The sequence below is a fragment of the Methylobacterium nodulans ORS 2060 genome, from assembly GCF_000022085.1.
Taxonomy (GTDB): Bacteria; Pseudomonadota; Alphaproteobacteria; order Rhizobiales; family Beijerinckiaceae; genus Methylobacterium; species Methylobacterium nodulans.
On record NC_011894.1, the window covers coordinates 683798 to 704219 of the forward strand.

Consider the following 20422-nt stretch of genomic DNA (forward strand, 5'->3'; position numbering starts at 1 on the left):
TTGTGCCGCTCGGTCTCTAGAGCGGGGTCCGAGCGGGTTGAAACCGTGGTGATGGCAACGCGTTGGCCGGTCCCCGGGGGGGCGGCTCAACGGAGGTGGCCCATGCCCTCAGCTTTGTCTGTCGACCTGCGCCAGCGCGTCGTCTCGGCCGTTGCAGAAGGCGCCTCCTGCCATCAGGCCGCCGCGCGCTTCGGGGTCAGCGTGGCCAGCGTCAGCCGCTGGTCCAGGCAGCAGGAGGGCCAGGGAGATGTCACGCCCAAGCCCATGGGCGGCGACCAGCGCTCGCAGCGCATCGAGGCTCATGCCGAGCTCATCCTGCAGACCTACCAAGCCCACCCGCAGAGCTTCCTGCATGAGCTCTGCGAGACGCTCCAGGAGCAAGGCGTTCCGGTCAGCCGCAGTAGCCTGTCGCGCTTCTTCGCCCGGCACCGCATCACGCGGAAAAAAGGGCGACGTACGCAGCTGAGCAGGAGCGGGAGGATGTAAAGGCGGCTCGTGAGGCGTGGTTTGCCGGCCAGCTTGAGCTGGATCCGGAGCGACTGGTGTTCCTGGATGAGACCGCCGCCACCACCAGCATGGTCCGCCGCTACGGCTGGGCCCCGCGCGGCGAGCGTTGCCGCCTCGCGGCACCCGCAGGGCACTGGAAAACCACCACTGTGATTGCCGGGCTGCGCACGAGCGGGCCTGACGCGATCGCTCTGCTGGACGGCCCTGTGACGGGCGAACGCTTCCGCGCCTACGTGACCGACACCCTGGTCCCCACCCTGAGACCCGGCGACACCGTGATCCTGGACAATCTGGGCGCTCACAAGGTGGCCGGCGTGCGCGAGGCGATCGCGGCAACCGGGGCCCGGCTGCTTTATCTTCCTCCGTACTCACCTGAGTTCAACCCGATTGAGCAGGCCTTCGCCAAGCTGAAAGCGCTGTTGCGCAGGGCGGCGGCCCGCAGTGTCAGTGAACTCTGGGCGGCGATCCACCAAGCCTTCAAATGCTTCTCGCCGGCTGAGTGCCGCAACTACTTCACAGCTGCTGGATACGAGGATGATGCTTACGCTTCAACCTGATCGGGAGCGGCTCTAGGTGCTCCTCGTCGGCTCGCAGGAGCCTCCCGTTTCTCAGCACTAGGCCGGCAGCCTCGATACGCGCGTTCCAGGCGGCGCGCGTGCCAATCTTATTCGTTTCGTCAAACAGCCCATGCTCCTCCGCCGCAGCCGTTAGTGCCCTGAACTTGGGGAGCCTCGGATCGTCAGGTGGAAGCAGGAGTTCCTTCCGGTGCAGGATCGGCGGGTTCGCGCGGCCCGCGTAGTCCGTCGACGCCACGGCCCCGGACTTCAAGTCGACCTTCGTCGAGCGCAGCAGTGCAGGGAAGTCGACATCGAACGATTCGTAGAGCAGCAGGGAGATCGTAGACCTCTCGATCTTCGCGACGCTCCATTCCGCCGAGGGGACACGGGCCTCCGCCTCGGCGACGCGCTCCCGCTCCCCACCGAGGAGCCCGACCGCTTCGCGATGGATATATAGGGCTCCCCCAACCCGCTTGCCCACCGCGTCGCTCGCGCGGGCTCGCTTCGCCACGGCCTATCTCCCCTTCCAGTAGTTCCCGATCGCCAGCGCCAGATCGAACGCCAGGTCGTCGTCGAGGAACGGGGCCTGACCGTATATCAGGCTCTTCTGGTTGGCCGGCTGCTCATTTGCGAGCTTCGCCGCAAAATGGCCCTTGCCCAACAGCATCTCGGCGCCGCCCTCTTCGAGGATGATGCGCGAGTTGGTCGCCGAGGACACGCGCAGGCAGACCTTATTGTTCATGTTCGCCTTGATCGGCCCTGGCAGCGCATCCTTGTCCGGCCGTTGCAGGATCAGGAAGAGGTGGATGCCCGCCGCGCGTGCCTTCATGCCGAGACGGGCGACATAGCTGCCGACTGCCTCACGGTAATCCTTGTTGTCCTTGTCCGCCATCCAGTCACCTAGCTCGTCGTGGAAGACGTAGATGCGCGGCATTCGCTCTTCGGGAGGCAGCTTCGCGTTATAACGGTCGATGTTGGACGTTGTCTGGGTGATTCTTGCGTACCTCTCCTCCATCTCCTCGACGAGTTGCTTGAGCGTCTCCGTCGCGTCGGGCTGTGTCGTGACTAGGCCACCATCAAGGTGGGGCAGGCTCCCAATCCAGGGATAGTCGCCACCGCTCTTCGGGTCGATCATCCGGATGCGTGCGTTCCGCGGCGAGTTCGTTGAGCAGATGTCCAAGATGATGTTCCGGGTCAGCACGCCCTTGCCGCTGCCGGTCTCGCCCGCAATTAGCGTGTGCGGCCCGTGCTGCGGCTGTCCATTGAATCCGTTCGCCAGGTTCAGATAGACCATGTTTCCGTCGCTCTCCCGCTCCCCGAGCAGGAACGACGCGTTCACCTCGGGAATGGTGTCCGCGAACTTCCGCCTCAGCCAGACATCAGGGAGGTCGGGGAACGCGCGTTCCGGACGCGCCACCATGACCACTACCTCGCCTGGGGCGGGATGGACCGCGATTACCGCAAGGCTGTGCGAGGTGAGCAGCACTTCCTGCTTCTTTTCAACGTCGGCTACGGTCAGCCGGTCGCTTCCCTTGAAGCGCACCAGGGCCGCGTTCGGCGTTAGGCGTTCGCCGAGCACCTCAGCGTCGAAGCCGTAGTTCCTCAGGGCAGCCCTTAGCTTCTTGCGGGCCGCGGCTAACCACTCCAAGCCATCTGACTCGGCCTTCGGAGACGCGTGGTCCATCAGGAACTCGATGACCGGACCGGGAAGAGCGCCGGGGGCGCCTAGGACCGGCGCTGACGTCGGCGGCGCCTGCAGAGCCGGACGCTCGGGAGTGGGCGTCCCCGTCGGTGGTGCGGGCTGGGGAGCGGGCTCAGCCTGCGGCGGCTCGTCAAGGAACCCGCCGGTCGGTGCGGCGCCGCCGCCGCTGATAGAAGGCGGCAGGACGAGGGCCGGCGGAAGGACCGTTTCACCCCTTACGAAGCGTATCAGCTTCGCGACGTCGCTCCGGTCGAAGAGGACCTCCCTCTGCTCCTCGGCCTTGCCGACGGCGGCCTCGCCCCACCCGTCGCGGCGGTCGTGCGTAAAGACGAGCGCCACGCCGCAGATGCGGAGGATCGCACCATCAGAGCGCAAGGCGGCGGCCCATGCTGCGGCGTCCCGGCCGCCGACTGGCCCATCGAATGAGCCCTGTTCTGCGATCAGGTCCGCTAGCCTGGACAGCCACGTCTGGCGGTTCAAGGCATCCTTGTCGAGGACAAGGCTGTCGCGGAAGTGGTCCGTCGTCGCTTTGAGCTGCGCAAGGGCGTCCTTCGCTTCCTGCGTCTCGGCGCTTTGGGCCACGAACTTGCTCTCGACGACGACCAGGTCAACGATCGGACGCCCATCCTCCTCGACTAGGCCGACGACGAGGATGTCCGCGCGCTTGCCGGGCGGGTGCCCCACGAGGTCCGCGAAGTCGTCGACGAGCAGCCACGCGACGGGCGTGGACCGGTCTTGCAGCGCCTTGGCGACAAGGGCCTGGCTGAGGACCAGGCCCACTAGCTCGTTGGCGTTCTGCTCGCTGCGTGCCGCGTGCAGCACGACTTTGCCCGAGATGCGCGCTGCCTCGTCGACGAACAGCTTCGCCGCCGCTGACGCATCGGCGGCCGGGAGGTCGGCGATATGCCCGAGGATTTCCTCCAGGCGGTTCGTCAACGTATGCTCGTGCTTGTTCGTAGAGACGATGACGCTGTGCCGCGTCCCCGGCTTCGCCACGAACCGGATCACACTGACCCCATTCGCGAGTAGAAGTTGCTTGTCCGCGATCGCGTCGAAGGTCACGACCCAGTTGCCGACTTTGTGAGCCTTCTCGATCACCTGGCCCACTCCTGCGTCATCAAACACAATCTCACGCACTGGGGCGAAGCTGAAGAACTGATCGTCCTGCTCGTCCTGCTCCAGGTCGTGAACAAGATTCAGATAACTCTGGACCTCGGACGGCCGCTCATTCGCAACGAGGAAGACCTCGGTCTTGCGGGCACCGGTCTCGAAGGGACGCCGCCTCGTCGACTGCTCGCCGTCCGGCTCACAGAAGTCGGCGTAGGTGACGTCCACCGGATCGACACGGCGCCAGGACGTCTTGGCACTGCGCGCGATGACGTCGTGCAGGAATACGATGTCCACGCGACTCCTGCCTTCCGACTCCTGCGCGACGGTCTCCGCATCGAGGAACCCAACCCTGAGGCGCGACAGGAACGACCGCGCGGCTTCGCTCGCGATCGCGCCGTCGAGTTCGCGGCTGATGGCGACGTTCTGCTCGGCGTAGATCTGGCGCAGCCTCTGCTGGTCCGTGTGGGTCAAGATCAGGTCGCAACGCAGGTCCGGCTCCGTCTCGATCTTGCGCGCGAGGCGCTCCGCGATACGCGAAGGCAGCTCACGATTATCCGCATTGAACAAGGACACCGAGAAATTGGCTCGCTCGTGGGGCTGGAGCGACAGGTACTCCGCCGCCATCGCCATCAGCTCGGAGGCGGCCTCGCGCGAGTAGCCGTCGAAGGCGGTGTTGCCGCCCTCGCCCGTGTTCGGGGACTCGAGCAGGCTGAACTCAAACGATGTGTCGGTCTCCACGAACAGGCGCCGCGTCGGCCCGTCCATCCGGACGGCGACCGCTGGGTGCCACGGCGTTTCGAGCCCTTCCGCCACCCCCGTCGCGAACCGGCGAATACTGGCTTCCGACGCGCCGTTCGGAGCGAGGATCCTGCGCACCGCAGCTACGACGCGCCGCGTTTTGGCGGCCGCCTCAGCCAGCCGGAAAGGATGCCACGGCGTAATGATGGCGACCTCGGGTCGGTCCTCCGACAGGGCGGTCCCGATGAGAAGGATCGGTTCCCACAGCTCCTTCCGGCACAAGTCCTGGCGCGCAGTCTTGCGTAGCAGCTCGAGGAGCGCACCGAACCTGTGCGCCTGCTCGAACAGCGTGTCGGAAACGAGGCCGTCGCCCGAGACCATCGCGGAGATTGCCTCGGCGTAGTACTTCCGGAACTCGGCCAGCGACATCCGGATGGCCTCCACGACGTCCGAGGGGAGAAAGCTCGACACCTTCACCAAGCCCTGCTCGAATAGCGCGGCAGCGTTCAGCGACGGCTGGTTAGTGTCGAAAAGCATGCCGTCCGGATTGCCGTGCACGTCCTGGATTGAGCCTCGGTTTCCGAGGTCGATGCCTTCCTCGACGATCCTCTCGGACCGTTGGGCGCGAGCGAACCGTCCGATCGGCAGGTGTCCCATTGGCGCGGCGGCCGCGATGTCCGCAAGATTGGCACTGTAGGCAACCCCCATGCAATTCGCCGGTATGGACCAGATCAGTTGCCGGCTGTGGGCAGCCTTGAGGGCATCCGGTTTCGGGCGCCCGTCCTGGAAGTCCGCGGCGCCGAGGAGGTGCAAGTCGACCTTGAACTGCCTTGCGCTCGGCCCGGTTTTGGGCGATCCGTTGCCCGGTGTGCGCCCGGCCTCCCACAGGAGGCCGAAGTCGAGGATCACACCAGCTGGCGCTAGGGCCTTGTCGAGCCCCCGGAACCGGTCCCGCAGGTACGCCGAAATCTCCGAGTTCTTGTTCTTCCAATACGACTGAGCGTCCGCATTCGCCAGTCGCGCGAAAACCTTAGGCTCGGACGGTACGACATCGGCCTCGAGGACGAGGTCGCGGATGGCGGAAAGGAGGCCGACTAGGAGGTCCGAGTGTTCATTGCTCGAACTGAAGACGTACGACTCCCAGCGCTTCAGAAGCTTCTTGTCCTCGGCGAACTCGTCGCGATGGTCGTGGAAAAAGACCTTCTCGTCTTCCTCAGGGCCATTCTCCTCGCTGACGATCGTTTCTAGCAATTCCTTTTCGGCCTTTGACAGGGCGCGCGGAAAGTTCGCGTTGAAGAATTCGAGCGTCTCATCGCCGAGGCTCTTTCTCCTCGCCTTCTTTGGCGACTTGAAGACCGGCTCAACCTTGTCCCAGGAGAGCTGGACCACCGCCTCTTGGGTCGGGCGCCACTCGGAGCCCGGCTCGATCGCCCGGTCGGCAACGAGGCTGCGCAGCGTCTCAGCATCGGTCTCCTCTAGCCGTCCCGATGTTGCGAGTCTATCGATCTGCTCCTTGATCGTCTTGCGGTCTAGTTCAACGCCGCGATCGTTGACGAGGTGCACGACGTCGTCGGTCTGCTTCTGCAGGTCCCTGAGTATCTCCGCCCACTTGGCCGGCGTGCGAAGCCGGCCCTTCTGGCCCGGCTCCTTGAAGCGCCCCGCGCAACGGCAGATTCTCAGCGCAGGAAGCGACTCGTCGATCGCGCGCTCAAGAGGTTTATCGCCCCGGTTCTTGTTCAGCGTTAGGAAGAAGTTCGCGAGCATGCGGAGGCCGCCGACCACCACGCCCGACGCGTGGAGTCCGACGACGAAGTTCCTCAGTTCGGCCCTTTGCCGTCCCCCGAGGTCCGCGAGGTTCGAGCAGGCTTCTATCCAGAGGTCCGGATCGGTCGCGAGCTTCTCGAATGAGATGGCGGAGATTTCGCCTGCCGTCGCCCCGACGACATCGAGGTCCCGCGTCGGCGTCGCAAATACTATGCAGCCGCCGCCAGCGCCTCGCGGCATGTTGCGGAAATCGGTCGTGTTCCACGTAGTCCTCAGGCGATCGTCGAGGGTCCCGTCGTCCAGCGATATGTGTAATTACCCACGCCCGTGGCGGTAGGATCAGGCGCGGATGATGTTGAGGATAGTGGCGAAGGTGCCGGCCCCCGAGAGGCGGGCCGTGTCGACGACGGTGCGCACGTCCGCCTCACCCGCGGCCGCCCACATGGCCCGATAGCCGTTCGTCACCTTCCGCTGCACCACTGCCGGGCGCAGCGCGCGCTCGCAAGCGTTGTTGGTGACCGCCACGCGGCCGGGATGGTCGAGGAAGACCAGGAGCTGGTCGCGGGCTCGGCCGATCTTGGCTTGCAGAGCGCGGGTCAGATCGCAGCGGCTTGGTGCAGCGAGGATGGCGGACAGCTGCCGATCCAGGGCCCGGCGCTTGGCCGAGAGCGTCGAGGCGGCCAGGTCGGTGACGCGCTCGGCCAGGCTGAACACGCTTCCCAGCCAGAGTTGTAGGCGCAGCGGCACGGGGTCGTCGCTGACCTCGACCGCGTAGGCGACGTCACGGGCCAAATGCGCCAGGCAGGTCTGGTGATGCTCACCGTGGCCCTGCTGGGCGGTGTAGCGGTCCGACAGCCACACGGACGGCCGGTGTCCGTCCATCATCGCGTGCACCACCGCGGCGGCCCGCGTCGAGGCCGCGTGATGAACGACCGCTGCGTCCGAGCGGAACACCCAATGATACGAGTTGCTGCCCTCGATGCGCACGCCGGTCTCATCCGAGGCGACTACCGCGGCCCGGCGCAGCGCCGAGACCGCAGCTTCGCGATCGGCACGGAACTGCCTCTGGGCCCGACGCAGCAGGTTCATCAGCCCGCCCTGGCTCAAGGTGAGCCCGAACAGGTCCGACAACGCGGCCTGCAGCCGCTCGTAGGACAGAGCCTGGAAGGTCTTCAGATACACCGCCACCGCGTGCAGGCGCGGGCCGAACGGCGTGCCGCGTGCGGCCTGCGGCACTGGAGCGACGACGCGCGTGCCACAAGCCGGGCAGCGGACGGCGAGCCGTTGATGCTGGGTGACCATCGGTGCCACCGCGGGCAAGTCGATCTGCTCGCACACGCTGACGATCTCGGCCGGCAGATCCGGAGCCAGAACACCTCCGCAGCAGGGGCAGTGACCCGGGCGGTGAGCGACGATCTCGTCGGGATCGGGGCTGAGCGTTCGGCTATGTCCCTCGTGACCCGGCTTGGCGCCGCCGGGCTTGGCCTGCTCGCGCCGCTCCTTGCGGTCGGTCGAGGGCGGCTTGGACGAGGTGCGCGAGGTCTTCTCGGGGCGCTGCAGCCGCAGCACCAGCTCGATCAGCTCCTGCTTGCTCAGGCGTTCCAGCTCGCTGCGGCCCATCCCACGAGGGAATCAGCCAAATCGCCTCCCGGCAAGAGGCGCGGCGAACTCCCTCTAGCGGCCTCGCTTGTGGGTCACGCCGCGCTCGCGCGCACCCCGTGGGTAATTACCGATATGTGCACCCTGACCATGGAGTCTCGGACCTCAGCGTCGATCCTCCTAGCGATGGCGCACGTCAAGGTCTTATCCAGGCCGACTATCGAGAACAGGCTCTTGACGCCAGGGTTCGCCTCAAGCGCAGCGGCTACGCGCGCGACGGCCACCCTAGTCGCGAGATCCTCGACCTCGGGCAGTTTCTTGTCGAGGGGCTCCAACTTAAACGCGACGTTCATAGTGTAGCCCCGTTATGACGATGAAAGGGATTGATCACGAAGGCGCAGTCGTCTGATAGACGCTTGGATAGACCGAGAATCCTAAGGCGATCCTCGAATATGCGCTGGTTTGCCTTGAAATGTTCGTAGTTTGCTTCGGGGTATTCCTGGCGGGCTGCCTCTGTCCCGATCACAAAGCCGTAGCGGCGCCACAATTTGTCGAGAAAGCCTTCCAGCTCCATCGGCGCTCCGACGTTGGCCAGGACCAACGCCTCAAGGAACCCGTCGGAGGCGGCGTACCAGCGCCCGTTGCCACGCCGCGCCACTGCGAAACCGATCTGCTCCGCATAGAACCCGACTACCCTCCCGAGATGCTGGTCGTGGTTGTCGATAGCGGCGTTTGTGACCTCCTCTGCCATCATCTCCGCAGTGTGAGCCCACGGTTCGTACTTGAACACCTCCTCGCAGAGCTTCTTCAGCGCCTTCTCTGCGTTCGTCTGGCACTGGGCAGCCTTCCATTCATTTGATTCGACGAGGGCCTGGACGAGCTTGCGGATTGCCTTCCGGCTGAGTTCCTTATGTCGCGCAAAGGCATCCTTCGCCTGCTTGTGCACATTCGCCGTCTCGGCCGCCAACATGTCGATCGGATATGGTGGACGTCTCTCGCCGATCATGTCCGCTGAACGATCAACGATGTACTGGAGGACACCCAACCCCGAGAGGCGCATCAAGGGCTCGGGCACGCTGTCGTCGGGAAGTCCTTCGAGCGAGAGAAGCGAGTACCAATCTTCGGCCACGCGGTCGTAGGCAGGATGGCGCGCCAAAGGCAAGTAGCCGAAGGTGTCCATCGAGACCTTCTTCTCCTCCACCCCGGATTGAAGTGCCTTCGCTAGCTTGTTCCAGCGGCTGTTCTCCCCGATGAAGCGCTTTCGGACGACGGCTTCCAATTTTTTCCGGCTCTCGCTCCGGTTCAGCATGAGATAGAGAAGCTCGCCGCCGCGTGCGAAGAACCGACGGTCCTTGTTCACCCCGTCGTTTCTGCTCTCCCCATAGTCCGCCGTCAGCATGTCGACGCCACGCGGGGCGAGGTGCCTCGATGTCGGGCGCCGGTGCCGTTCGGACTCGACCTCGGCGCCGCGCAGCAGCGTCACCGCGTTCCGGAGCGCGGCGAAGCTGACGAACCGCTCCTGAAGATATGCGAACCGATCCTTGCCGTCGGGCACGCGGGCGAACCATGCCGCCCACTGGCTAGGGTCAGCAATGGCCTGCGAAGACGCTATCTCGTCCAGGTCCCGATCGCGGAACAGCAGGTGGCGGAGATCGGACCTCTTTTGCATCTCGTAGGTGCGGTTTTCGTGGTTCTCCCCCAAACCGGGGAAGATCTCCTCGACGTTCCGGTCCGCCGCGAAAGCCGCCATGATGTTCAGGGCTTCGAGCAGTAAGAGCCACGGCGTCTGGTCGTTGTGGAACCGGTGCCCCCAAATGCGCTGTTCGAGCCAGATTTCCGTTTTTGGCGGCTGGTACTTCACGACGCGATTGCCCACGGTCAGGGCCGCGCTGGATCCGTCGTTGTGCAGCACCTGGGCGATTAGCCCGTCAGTCGGACTGAAAGGGGAGGTCTGAATCGCGGGCATCTCAGCTCTCCAGCGCCACCACGCCGACCTTGTCAGCATTCAGCCGTCCCTCCGGGGACAGTCGCACGATCTGGATATCCTCGACTCCCTCGGAGTCGATCAGTCCGCGTTTCTCGAGCGACGCTATGACCCTGAGCCGGAACTGGCGCAGCTCCTCAGAGCACTGCCGCGAGAAGCTGCCCGGCAAGCTGCCGGCTTCCACCCGGAGCAGGTACTCGAACAGGAGCGGCTGTAGCGCGTTCGCCTCGACGACGTCCTTGCCCTCGCGGACGATCATCCGCAGCGTGCGGTGCGGGCCCAGTGCGTCGAAGTCAAGGTGGACCCTAACGGCCCGCCGCTCCCCAACCGGCATCTCTATGTCTAAGACCTGTCCGATGCGGCTCTGCGCGTTGGCGGCCGGCGCCGCAAACCACAAAGAGGCGCCGTCATCGCACATCATGCCGGTGTAGGTCCGGTTCAGGCCAATTGCGAGACGGTTCCTGATCCGCGCGTCTACTTGGCCGCGTCGCAGTGAGTCAGCGAACATGAGATATTCCCCACCGTGCATAAACACGGTCAGGCGCCAGGGGTCGAGGTCACTCTGGGACAGCGCCTGGGGCACCGGCAGCCTGAAGAACAAGCGTCTCCGCTGCTGCTCGATCGCGTGCCTGAACTCGTCCTGGTCGATGGCTTCACCGCGGCGGTACTGGCGCCGCATCGGTTCGAACAGGGCCTCTCCGAACAGTGGATCGTCCGCCACGAATTGAGAATGCGCTGCCTGTGGTTCCGCGTCGATTAGGACCCCGTCGATCAGGTTGTTGGTCTCGCGCCCAACCCCGAATGCAGCGAGGATCCCGAACGCGCGATAGGTGGACCGATCGGCCTCCAGGTTCAGGCCAAAGACGTTGTCGTACGGGTTCGACGATATCAGCTTGCCCTCACTTACGAGCGCCGCCGCAGACGAGCAGCTCATGAGCTTCGACCGCAGGCCCCGCACCCCGAGCAACGTGTTGACGATCACTAGCAGCACCTGCCGGATCGGGAGATGCATGTCGTTGTCGGCGGCGATCCGAATCATGTCGCGCATTCGCGCGCGGAGTCCGACGGAACTCTTCTGCTTGAGGAGGTCCCGATTCCGCCGTATCGGGCAGCTAAGCGCGCTGCCACATGAAGCGCAACCTCCCCAACCTTCGTGATCGACAACGGCGTCGAGCAGTTTATCAAAAGTCTCGTCGTGCGGCTGCCGGCTCAGGTTCCATATGTCCAGCCGCAGCCCGGGCACGCGACTGGCATCGTTCTTGAGCATATTGCGGATAGCCTCTTCGGCAGCCTTTCCGCTATCGTCCGCCTCCGCGTAACGGCGGAGTGTCCGCAGCAACTGGCCATCGTTAGCGGCGACGAGGTAGACCGTGCCGCACTCGCCGTACGCACTCCTACAGAGACCTCTGACGATCTCGTCCTGCTCCGGCTTCTCATTGTACTGGCTGAGGTCCTTGATGATAACCAGCCGCCGCCCGTCGCGCAGTGTCTTGTCGATGCGACAGTCGGTCTTCCGCCATTCCTCCTCGGTACCTACGAGGGCAGTGAATACTTTTCGACAGTGCCAGGTCTTGCCATCGCCCGCGGTGCCTGTGAGGATCACCGAGCGCGGCTGCTCGCCCATGAGGGCGGACAGAATCCGATCCACCTTGTCCGTGTTTACCGAGATCGGGCTGACCTCGAACCGCCGTGCGCCTTCGAGCACGTGTTCGTCGTACATGGATTGCGCCGCGGGTGTGGGGCCGTAGGTCGCGAGAAAATCGACAAGAGCCTTGGTTGACATCAGTCGCCTCAGAGATGGCAGATCGCGCAGCCGTCCTCGTCCGACTTCGCCTTGAGGGTGCGGCGCGACATCTTCTCAACGTCGTCGAGGGAGCGTCCGTCGACCCACGTGTAGTCACGCCCGCTGTGCGTCTCGTAGGTCTTCGCTCTCTCGAACAGGTTGGGATGGCGCTCCTTGAGCCCCTGCCATTCAGCGATCTGCTGGTAGAAACAGAAATAGCATCCCGACCGGCTGCGCCACTCGTAGTAGCGCGGAAGACCGAGACCACTGTCGTCGAGCAATTTCTGTACGTCAGCAAATCCGAGGCCGTCGTCTTTGAAGGGATAGACTGGCACGATATTCGGCTCCTCCGATAGAAGGACGGGCTTGCCGCTACCTGTGTAGCCTTGTCGGTTCTCATCGGCGCGGATTGCAATATAGGAGTAGGCCGGCGCGCTGCCGATGTACTTTTCGTAGGGATGGATCTTGAGCATCCGCGTGCACCAGCGCGACCGCGGGCTTGGCAAGTAGCCGTTGAAGTGGTCGTAAAGCACTACATCGAACGCTGAGCGCCCGGGCTTGGCGCGGACATCGAGCATTTCTAGCGCCGAGATGCGTGCGATTGCCTGTCCCAGCACGTGCTCCAGGCGGTCAAGATACTCGTAGGTCTCCGGCAGCTCTGCACCAGTGTCGCAGAAGACAAACTCGAATTCGAGATTCGGATAAGTCTGCGCGAGGTAGATTGACATCGCTGTTGAGTCCTTGCCGCCCGACAGCGGCACGATATGTCGCCGCGACGCGTCCGCTGCGGCCTCTTTCATCTTTGCTGGTGTTACCGTCATCGCTTCGCTCCGGCCACAGCTCGCCGCGGCTCCCCGTTTTCCTCAATGCGCGCGAGTACCGCCTGAAGCTCCGCGATCCGCTCTCGGATCACAGGTGCCAAACGCGGCGACGGCGCGTCTGTCGCGAGGGCCGCGTCCTCGATCCGTGTGCGGCACTCGCGCAACAACATCGCGTACTGTCCGGCCGTCCCGTCCTGCCACTGCTCGACACCCCGTTGCAGGAGGATCGAACTGACCGCGCGCGCCAGGCTCGCGGGCGTGTAGCGCCCGTTCACCGTGTCCCTCGCCGTCCTGAGAGTCCTTCTCTGATTGGGGTCGTTTAGGTCAAGCTGCTCGTTGTGGTTTCTCCGGCTTGTGTCGCCCCGTGGGTCACACGCTTCTCTTCGCGGTCGGCGCTTGGCCGCCGCATGATGGGGTCAGGAGGGCGAGGCGTCTCAATCTGTTTCACGACCTTGCGGGTTTGCACCCGCAGGTTCTGGACTCTCAACGAGATCGCCAGGCCCATCGTCCCCACGGGAACGATCCGGTTCACCCTTTCGGGTTCATGCGTGGTGTTTTGCCCTCCTGTTTCGCGGTGACGGCGTCATCCTGCGAGCGTGGCACCCTCTGCGGGCTCCTTACCCCAGCGGAACGCGGTGCCGTCGCTCCACATGCGATGGAGGATGACGGCGAGCTTGCGGGCGACCGCGACGCGGGCGCGGGCCATGCCGCGACGCCTGGCGATCTTCATCCCCCAGGCGCGCAGGCTCGACCATTTCTGGCTCCGCACCAGCAGCGTATGCGCCGCCTCGTAGAGCGCGGTGCGCGCGAGTTCGTCGCCGCAACGGCTGATCTTGCCCTGGATGTCGGTCTCGCCGGACTGGTAGCGCGCCGGCGTCAGACCGAGATGGGCGCCGACGTCGCGCGAGCGCCTGAACCGGTCGGGCCGGTCGATCGTCGCCCGGAAGGCAAGCGCGGTGATGGGGCCGACGCCCGGCACGCTCATCAGCCGCTGGCAGACCGCCTCTTTCTTGACGAGATCCATGACCTGCTTCGTCAAGCCGGCGAGTGCGGTCAGCATGCTGGCCAGCACCTCCAGGAGCGGTTCGACGAGCTGCGTCATCAGGGGCACGCCCTCGGCCAGTTCGCGTACGCGGCCGGCGAAGGCTGCACGGCCAGGCGTGCCGAGCTTGAGCCCGGCTTCGCGCAGGATCCCCCGCACCACGTTCTCGATCGAACGCATCTCGTTGAGCACCGTGCGGCGCGCCACCAGCAGCGAACGCCACAGCCGGCACTGACGGCTCTTGACATGGACCTGCCGGAACCAGCCCGTCCGCATGATCTGCGCCAGGGCGCGTGCGTCGTTGCGGTCGGTCTTGTTGGGCATCGTCTTCATCGCGGCATTGGCCTGGCGCGTCTCGATGCAGATCGCCGGCAAGCCCGCCTCGCGCAGGCCGTCGTGCAGCCAGGCCGTCAGCGAGCACGCTTCCAGGCCGATGCGCTCCAGGGGCAGGCCGATCTGGTTCAGCGCCTGCACCAGCGCGCCAGGCTCACTCGCCGCCCGCGCCTCCCGCACGATCCGACCCGTATCGTCGACAACGCAGATCGCGGTCTCTTCCAGCGAAACGTCCAGTCCGGCATAATACTTCACGGCTGCTCCTTCCCGATGCTTGTGGCCGCTCAACACGGACCACGTTCCAACATCCCGAACGGAGCAGCCACCCTCGGCTAAGACCCCAATCACCCCATCTGTTGGGAAAGGGTGGCCAAGAGAAAATGCGGGATGATAGAGCATGTCTGCTCGTCTCGAATGGATGAATGGCCCCTCCTTGGTCTGGACCGCTGCAAATCGGCCGCGCTATGATCGTCGCAGCCAGAGATACCCGAGTGATATGACGAACGACGAGTGGCTCACCCTGGAGCCACTGCTTCCTGTCGCGGAGGGGATCGGGCGGCCCCGGACCTATCCTATTCGGGACATCATGAACGGCATCCGCTACGTGCAGCGGTACGGCATTCCCTGGGATGCCATGCCAAAGGATCTGCCGCCCGCCAGTCTCTGCTACGATTACTGGCGGTTGCTCACCGATGGCGGCCACATGGACCGGATCAACCATCATCTCGTGATGAGGGATCGTGAGAAGTCCGGGAAAGAAGCCAGTCCAACGCTGGCGATTGTGGATGCCCAGGCGGTGAAGTGTGACGCCCCGCAAGGCGAGCGCGGGTACGATGCGGCGAAACAAGTGCTGGGGCGCAAGCGGCATCTGGCGGTCGACAGCGACGGACGCCTGCTTGCGGTGATGATCACTCCGGCCAACGTTCAGGATCAAGAGGGCGGGATCCCGCTCGTCAAGCGCTTGGTTCGTCTCTGTCCCTGGATCAAGACAATCGTGGTGGACGGTGGGTACAAGGCCCGTTTCATTGAGGCGGTTCAGGCTGGCACGAGCCGTGTCGTGGAAGTGGTCGTACGGCCGCAATTTGGGAAGGGCTTTGTGCTTCTGCCGAAACGATGGCGGATTGAGCAAAGCATCGGCGCTCTCACGGTGTCGCGCCGTCTCAAGCTGGATTACGATACGCTGCTTCACATCTCGGCGGCGGCTATGCTTTTCGCCTCTATAACTCGGCTTCTCGCGTCAATCACTATGAAATGACCCTTTCCCAACGGACTCTGAGGATCGCCTTGTCGGTCAGGCGCAGGTCGTTGCGAGTCAGGAGTGAGTCCACGTCGAGGCAGGCGACCCAGGACTGCATCCCCTGTACGGCATTGTCGTTTCCGATCCGGAACGCCTCGCCGAGGACGCGCACCGCCTCGTCCAGGTAGCCTTCCACTAGTCCGTCGATCTCATCACGCGCGGCCTCCACCACCGCTACGACGGCGTCGAAGTCGCGGCGCCCGCCGCCGAACAGGTCGGGCAGCACGCGCAGGAAGAAGGCAGCGGGATCGGATGCCTCAGCGGCTGCACGCAGGAGCGCCTGTGCGCCCTGTGACAGGCGATGCGAGCGCCGCGCTCCGTTGGGCAGGCCGGCCCACCATTGGGCGAACGCGTCGTGCGCAAAGCGCAGGGCCTCGACCTCCTCATCATTCTTGGCGTGCGCGAACACGTAGGCGAGTTCGTCGAGGTACAGCAGCGTCCCGTCGTCGGCCTCGTGCACCTCCACCTCGTGGCGCTCGGGGTCGGCGAACATGCGGTTCGCGTCGAAGCCGAGGATATCGGCGACGTAGGCGCCGTCGGAGCGCAGCGACACGCATCGCGCGAAAGCCTGGTACCCTGCCATCACTATCACGGGGATCACGCCCGAGGGCGCGCCGATTGGCGGACCGGTCAGCACCGCGACGAGCCCTGACAACTTCTTCGGTTCGGCGGACGGCTCCTGAAAGAACGACTTCGCCGTCGTCCAAGCCAGCTTCAGACCCGGATCCTGCACCTTCTCGGGTTCCGCGAACCCCCACAAGCCGGCGGGACCCTCCCTGTGGAGGCCGGTGTTGGCGAGCACCGTACGGTACACCGATGCCTCGACGGACGTATCGTCTCGGCCGTAGCCCATCCAGGGCTTCTTCGCCGACTCCGTCATACGCATCAGGAGGCGCACGCGTGCGGTGTTCATCTGCTTCGAGACGCGCTGCCGCATAAGTTGGTCGTTCGCGATGAGCGGCGTCTTCGGATACCAGGCACCCATCATTTCCGAGGCGACGATCGTTGCAGGCCGCTCGCCTGTGACTGGGAGTTCGGCGCCGGCGTAGTACCACTTCGCGTCTGTCGGACGGTCGCTCGTCAGCCGGTGCACGGCGAGATCGAGTTGGCGGCGCGCGACTGACAGCAGTTCGTCGATCTCAACCGAGACAAGCGGGTCCTCCGCTAACAGATTGTCGTCGGCCCTAAGGGCCTCGAGACAAGCGACCTCCAGCGCGGCGTCAACCACCCGCAGCGGCCGCGAAGGGATGACGTAGAGCGTTCGCTCGCGGGGGGACGCCAGTGCAGCGCCCCGCGCTTTGGCGATCTCGACTTCGGATTCAGCGAGGACGTAGAGCACATCGCCCCACGGTCCCACCGGTGCGGCATCCGGGGCGGATCCCTCCGCCTGCAGCTCCACCTCCTCCGAAAGGAGGTAGCGCCCACAGAGGTAGCGGGCCGTTCCGTATTCGATGTTGTGCCGCGTCGCGCGCACGATCGGCGCGGGACGGCGCTCCGCGAGGAAGGCTACGGCGTCGAACGCGTCGGCGCGCTTCGCGCGCTCCTCCGCCAGGCGGCTGGCGACGTCCACGTCAATGCCGTGCCACACTGACACATCGTCGACGACGCACCGGTGCAGGAGCAGCTTTCGCCCGATCAGCGCGTTGATTGCCGACGCGGCCTCCGCGAGCGGGATGCCTCGCGACGCAACCGCCACCTCCAATGCAGCGCGGGACAGTTTGCGGCGTTCGCCATCCGTCCCGAGTTGCAGCAGGCATGCCGCGGCGAGCGCCTCGCGCTCGACGTCGCTCTCGGCCTTGGCCCTCGCGCTCTCCGTCTCAATCCAGCGCTTGTGAGCGCCGCCGGCGCCAACATCGGAACGCATCGCGTCCGAGAACCCCCGGTAGAGCTCCTCGAAGCCGACGGGGCGTGACAGATCAACCTCTTCGACAAACGAGAATAGGCTCCGTTCGTTCTGGCCTATCCTCGCCGCTAAGCGCGGCAGACTTTGCAGCGCGCCGGCCGAGAGCGGCCAGGCCCCCTCGACGAGGTCTGCCACCTCGTTGACGTCGGCCGCGCCATCGAACCAACCTGCCTCCATCGCGCGCTGGACGACAGCCCCTTTCAGCCGGGAATCCAGCGGCGGCGTCCCGCTTTCGCGGCGCTCACCGATGCGGTCGACGAGGAGCCGGTAGAGTTCTCGGCTGTCCTCGACGAACCGCAGCGTCCGGAAGCGCCCCTCGATCTTGCGCCACTCATTGCGCGACGTCTGGTTGAGACCGCCCGCGTAGGCCAACAGGTTCTGGTGCGAGAGTAGGGTGAGGCTCGCGGTAGGCGCCTCCGCGCGCGCTGCCCACTCTGCGAGGCGCTGAACGAAGTCCAGCTCGCGGGAGCGGCCTTCGGCGACAAGGCTTTCGAGGTGGCGTCCGAACTCGTCCCAGACTATCGCGAGATGCGCCGCGCTTGGGAGATTTGCAGACGCCCAGTTCAGCACCCGCTCCAGCGTCGAGAGTTTCTCGGGTGCGCCGAGCGCCGAGCCAATCTCGCGCGCGAGGTCTGCGATGTGGCCGGACAAGATGATGGCGCGCCCTTGGCCGCGCGCGGCGAAACGCTGCGATAATCTCTGGTGAGCCTCCGGGTCAACGCGCTGCACCTTCGGGAGGATACATTTGACGGCGTCGCGGGAGCGTGGGTCATTGATCGCGATCAGCGCTCCCACCCCCGCAGCGAGCGACTTGCCGCTGCCATAGGCCGCGATGACGAGCGTCGGATCGCGGCCAAGCACCGCCTCGATAATGGGAAGGGACCGGGTTGTCGGTTGGTAGTGGGAAAGCCTGTCAGGGACCTCGATGTCGGATTCAAGGTTCACTGCCCGGAAGAAGCTTCGGGCCTTGCTCATGCCTGCCTCTCAATCCGGCGGTAATGCCGCTCCAGCCACCAAGCCGGCGGCCTGTTCGGCACACTGAGGCGGCGCTCGGCGCCAAGTAGGACGTAAGTGACCCCGGATTTTGCGTAGATGCGGGCGCCCTCCTGCGCGGCGCGGTCAATCATCTCCGGACTGAGACCGAACAAGCGTCCAGGGCCGTGCCTGCGAGAAGCGAGGTCCATCACGGACAAGGTTTCCTCGCCATTGCTGCACGATGACGCTGCAGCGAGGACAGCCTCAATAGGCACCGGATCAACCGGCCTGACCTTCTCGAAGCGTCGCGTGTCGCGATGGTAGGTTACAAGGCGCAGTTCAATGAGCGGACAAATTGTTCCGTCCTCAGGATCCTGAGCCTCGGTTGGGTTGTAGGCGTAGCTCGCAAGGACGTTTGCGACATCGCGCTGAGTGGACTGTAGCGTCGGCGTCTTGGTCGCCCGCTGCTTTGCGTACCTCAGAAACGCCTCGACGCAGGCCGCGCGCTCGAAGCTGCGTTCGAGATAGTCATTGAAGAACCAAGCCGGCGCCGAGCCGTCGCGGCTCGCGATCGCAAGCTGCAAAAACCAGAGCGTCCCCGGGTATTCCACGTACGCATCGTTCGCGTCGATGACGCGACCGATGTCGGACATATTCAGGCGCCGGGACCGCCCCTCCATAACGACGTCTGCAAGCCCGGATGCCTCAAGCCAGTACGCCAGAGAACGTACCATGCGGCTTCCGAGCCCGAGTTTGTCCGCAGTCGCTGTATCCGCAGCGAACCCCTCGGGCGAGCCGAGACGTTCAAGCCCCTTCCCGAGCCAGCCGTGCCGGATGGTGAAGGTTTCGTGGCGCCCGAACTCCATCCTGATGGGCTTCAGCGTCTGGTTCATCTCGCGATTGCCTTGGCCAGTTCGGCCGCGATGTCCGCGGCTTCAACGGCCTCTTCGATTTTGTTGAGGATCGAAAACGAGAACCGGAGGCTGGAGAACGCCTCTTTTGTGGAGAGCCCCATAGCCGTCAGCGTCGATGAAGGTTCGGGGCGTCCGCTCGAACAGGCTGAGCCCTGCGACGCCATTACGCCTCTTGCGTCGAGAAGCGCGAGAAGTTGCATGCCATCAACATCGGCGAAGCGGACATTTGAGGTATTCGGCACGCGTGGCGCCACAGCGCCGTTGAAAGTGACCCGATTTCCGAGATGCTGCCTCAAGCGCCCTTCGAACTCGTCTCGAATCGCCCTGAGCGTCACAGATGCAGCCAGAAACTCCTCTGTACGACGCTCTGCAGCCACGCCGAAGCCTATGATGCCCGGCACGTTTTGCGTTCCTGACCGGAGACCGCGTTCTTGCCCTCCTCCGTAAAGTAGCGGCGACACGACCGCCTCTGAATTGGCCAAAATCAACGCGCCTGTGCCTTGAGGGCCATGAAGCTTGTGGCCGGAGAACGAGATCGCGTCGGCACGCAATTTATTCAGTTCAAGGCGAACTCGGCCTACGGCTTGCGCCGCATCGAGCAGTATAAAAGCGCTGTCGTATGCCGACCTAAACTCTGTAACGATCTCTTCAACAGGTTGTATAACGCCCGTCTCGCTGTTCGCCGCCTGGATCGCGAGCACGTAAGTTTGTGCCCTTGGAGCAGCGCGGGCTCGGCGTCTAATGCCCTCCGCATCAATTCGTCCTGATGAATCGACATCTAGCCAGATAACTCGGCCGTCCTGGTCCGCACGCTTCAAGGGCCTTGAGATTGAGGCATGCTCGCAACGCGCGGCAAAGAAGACTGCGGCGATTCTCTCATCAAAATGGCGCAGTACGGTGTTGTTGGCCTCGGTGCCGCCCGACACAAACGCGACATCCTCCGAAAATGCCCCGTCGATGAGCCGGCCCACCTGTTCGCGAGCCTTCTCTACCGCGCGGCGCGCCTCACCGCCGGCACGGTGGGCGCTCGCAGGATTACCTAAGCCCGACCGCATCGCCGACGCGACTGCCTCAACAACCTCCGGGAGAGGCGCAGCTGTCGCGTTCGCGTCGACGTAGATTTTACGCTGAGTGCTCATTCGGCCCCACGCTCCAAACGAGTGTTTATCGTTGGAGCACTACAGAATTTACTGATTAATGCTCAGCATATGGAGCAATGCTTGACCATATGCTTCTACAACAGCAAGCTGTGTAGTTCAGTTGACTGCCCAGCCTCAAGTAGATCATGACGGAATTGGAGCGCCTCTTCAGTCATTATTGCCCCTCCTAAGAAATTAACTACCAATGGAGAGGAAATATTTTAGTTGAATTTCGCATACACGTTCAGCTCGGT

The 20422-nt window shown here is 64.3% G+C and carries 14 protein-coding genes; 2 read left to right on the forward strand and 12 right to left on the reverse strand.

The window, feature by feature from the left end; translation table 11 throughout:
* Nucleotides 1–102: 102 nt before the first annotated feature.
* Nucleotides 103–1064 (forward strand): IS630-like element ISMno11 family transposase gene (locus tag MNOD_RS42630; protein WP_076611772.1). Its coding sequence is split into 2 segments (ribosomal slippage): nt 103–442 and nt 442–1064, totalling 963 coding nucleotides; the frame shifts between segments, so codons are not numbered across the junction.
* Here the strand turns inward: MNOD_RS42630 and MNOD_RS03045 are convergent.
* The 9 genes from MNOD_RS03045 to MNOD_RS03095 all read right to left on the reverse strand — a co-directional run bounded on the left by MNOD_RS03045 (nt 1021) and on the right by MNOD_RS03095 (nt 14195).
* Complete coding sequence (locus tag MNOD_RS03045) at nt 1021–1575, reverse strand: class I SAM-dependent methyltransferase (protein ID WP_050783268.1); 555 nt, start codon at nt 1573–1575, stop codon at nt 1021–1023. The genes MNOD_RS42630 and MNOD_RS03045 overlap by 44 nt on opposite strands.
* Nucleotides 1576–1578: 3 nt before the next feature.
* Nucleotides 1579–6618, reverse strand: coding sequence for an FtsK/SpoIIIE domain-containing protein (locus MNOD_RS03050; protein ID WP_015927373.1), 5040 nt, complete (start codon nt 6616–6618; stop codon nt 1579–1581).
* A gap of 99 nt (nt 6619–6717) precedes the next feature.
* Nucleotides 6718–7998, reverse strand: coding sequence for an IS66-like element ISMno2 family transposase (locus MNOD_RS03055; protein ID WP_012631399.1), 1281 nt, complete (start codon nt 7996–7998; stop codon nt 6718–6720).
* A 74-nt stretch (nt 7999–8072) separates the two neighbouring features.
* Nucleotides 8073–8330, reverse strand: coding sequence for a hypothetical protein (locus MNOD_RS03060; protein WP_015927374.1), 258 nt, complete (start codon nt 8328–8330; stop codon nt 8073–8075).
* Nucleotides 8327–9943 carry a hypothetical protein gene (locus MNOD_RS03065; protein WP_015927375.1) on the reverse strand — a complete coding sequence of 539 codons (1617 nt, stop codon included), beginning with the start codon at nt 9941–9943 and terminating at the stop codon, nt 8327–8329. The genes MNOD_RS03060 and MNOD_RS03065 overlap by 4 nt, the downstream gene beginning before the upstream one ends.
* Before the next feature lies 1 nt (nt 9944).
* The gene (locus MNOD_RS41220; RefSeq protein WP_015927376.1) at nt 9945–11744 is read right to left on the reverse strand and encodes a hypothetical protein; all 1800 of its coding nucleotides are present in this window, start codon (nt 11742–11744) and stop codon (nt 9945–9947) included.
* 8 nt (nt 11745–11752) lie between these two features.
* A complete protein-coding gene (locus MNOD_RS03080; RefSeq protein ID WP_015927377.1) occupies nt 11753–12565 on the reverse strand; it encodes a phosphoadenosine phosphosulfate reductase family protein in 813 nt (270 codons plus the stop codon).
* A complete protein-coding gene (locus MNOD_RS03085) occupies nt 12562–12840 on the reverse strand; it encodes a hypothetical protein (RefSeq protein WP_015927378.1) in 279 nt (92 codons plus the stop codon). Before MNOD_RS03085 ends, MNOD_RS03080 begins: the two co-directional genes overlap by 4 nt.
* A 308-nt stretch (nt 12841–13148) precedes the next feature.
* On the reverse strand, nt 13149–14195 hold the full coding sequence (locus tag MNOD_RS03095) for an IS110-like element ISMno22 family transposase (protein ID WP_015927379.1): 1047 nt from the start codon (nt 14193–14195) through the stop codon (nt 13149–13151).
* Between the two features lie 142 nt (nt 14196–14337).
* Here MNOD_RS03095 and MNOD_RS03100 point away from each other — a divergent pair, with 142 nt between their 5' ends.
* A complete protein-coding gene (locus MNOD_RS03100) occupies nt 14338–15195 on the forward strand; it encodes an IS5-like element ISMno12 family transposase (RefSeq protein ID WP_015927380.1) in 858 nt (285 codons plus the stop codon).
* Here MNOD_RS03100 and MNOD_RS03105 read toward each other — a convergent pair.
* Genes MNOD_RS03105 through MNOD_RS42635 form a run of 3 tightly spaced genes read right to left on the reverse strand, consistent with a single transcriptional unit; the run spans nt 15185 to nt 20168 of the window.
* Nucleotides 15185–18115: a hypothetical protein gene (locus MNOD_RS03105; protein WP_015927381.1), complete on the reverse strand. Its 2931-nt coding sequence runs from the start codon at nt 18113–18115 to the stop codon at nt 15185–15187. The two genes, MNOD_RS03100 and MNOD_RS03105, sit on opposite strands and share 11 nt — an antisense overlap.
* A complete protein-coding gene (locus tag MNOD_RS03110; protein WP_015927382.1) occupies nt 18112–19008 on the reverse strand; it encodes a DUF4007 family protein in 897 nt (298 codons plus the stop codon). Before MNOD_RS03110 ends, MNOD_RS03105 begins: the two co-directional genes overlap by 4 nt.
* Nucleotides 19005–20168: a cysteine desulfurase family protein gene (locus MNOD_RS42635; RefSeq protein WP_015927383.1), complete on the reverse strand. Its 1164-nt coding sequence runs from the start codon at nt 20166–20168 to the stop codon at nt 19005–19007. The genes MNOD_RS03110 and MNOD_RS42635 overlap by 4 nt, the downstream gene beginning before the upstream one ends.
* Nucleotides 20169–20422 lie beyond the last annotated feature (254 nt).

Excerpts from the sequence above, each read along its gene's own strand:
- MNOD_RS03080 (WP_015927377.1), bottom strand. The coding sequence starts at position 12,565 with ATGACGGTAACACCAGCAAAGATGAAAGAGGCCGCAGCGGACGCGTCG.
- MNOD_RS03060 (WP_015927374.1), bottom strand. The coding sequence starts at position 8,330 with ATGAACGTCGCGTTTAAGTTGGAGCCCCTCGACAAGAAACTGCCCGAG.
- MNOD_RS03050 (WP_015927373.1), bottom strand. The coding sequence starts at position 6,618 with ATGCCGCGAGGCGCTGGCGGCGGCTGCATAGTATTTGCGACGCCGACG.
- MNOD_RS03065 (WP_015927375.1), bottom strand. The coding sequence starts at position 9,943 with ATGCCCGCGATTCAGACCTCCCCTTTCAGTCCGACTGACGGGCTAATC.
- MNOD_RS42635 (WP_015927383.1), bottom strand. The coding sequence starts at position 20,168 with ATGAGCACTCAGCGTAAAATCTACGTCGACGCGAACGCGACAGCTGCG.
- MNOD_RS03110 (WP_015927382.1), bottom strand. The coding sequence starts at position 19,008 with ATGAACCAGACGCTGAAGCCCATCAGGATGGAGTTCGGGCGCCACGAA.
- MNOD_RS03105 (WP_015927381.1), bottom strand. The coding sequence starts at position 18,115 with ATGAGCAAGGCCCGAAGCTTCTTCCGGGCAGTGAACCTTGAATCCGAC.
- MNOD_RS41220 (WP_015927376.1), bottom strand. The coding sequence starts at position 11,744 with ATGTCAACCAAGGCTCTTGTCGATTTTCTCGCGACCTACGGCCCCACA.
- MNOD_RS03100 (WP_015927380.1), top strand. The coding sequence starts at position 14,338 with ATGTCTGCTCGTCTCGAATGGATGAATGGCCCCTCCTTGGTCTGGACC.
- MNOD_RS03055 (WP_012631399.1), bottom strand. The coding sequence starts at position 7,998 with ATGGGCCGCAGCGAGCTGGAACGCCTGAGCAAGCAGGAGCTGATCGAG.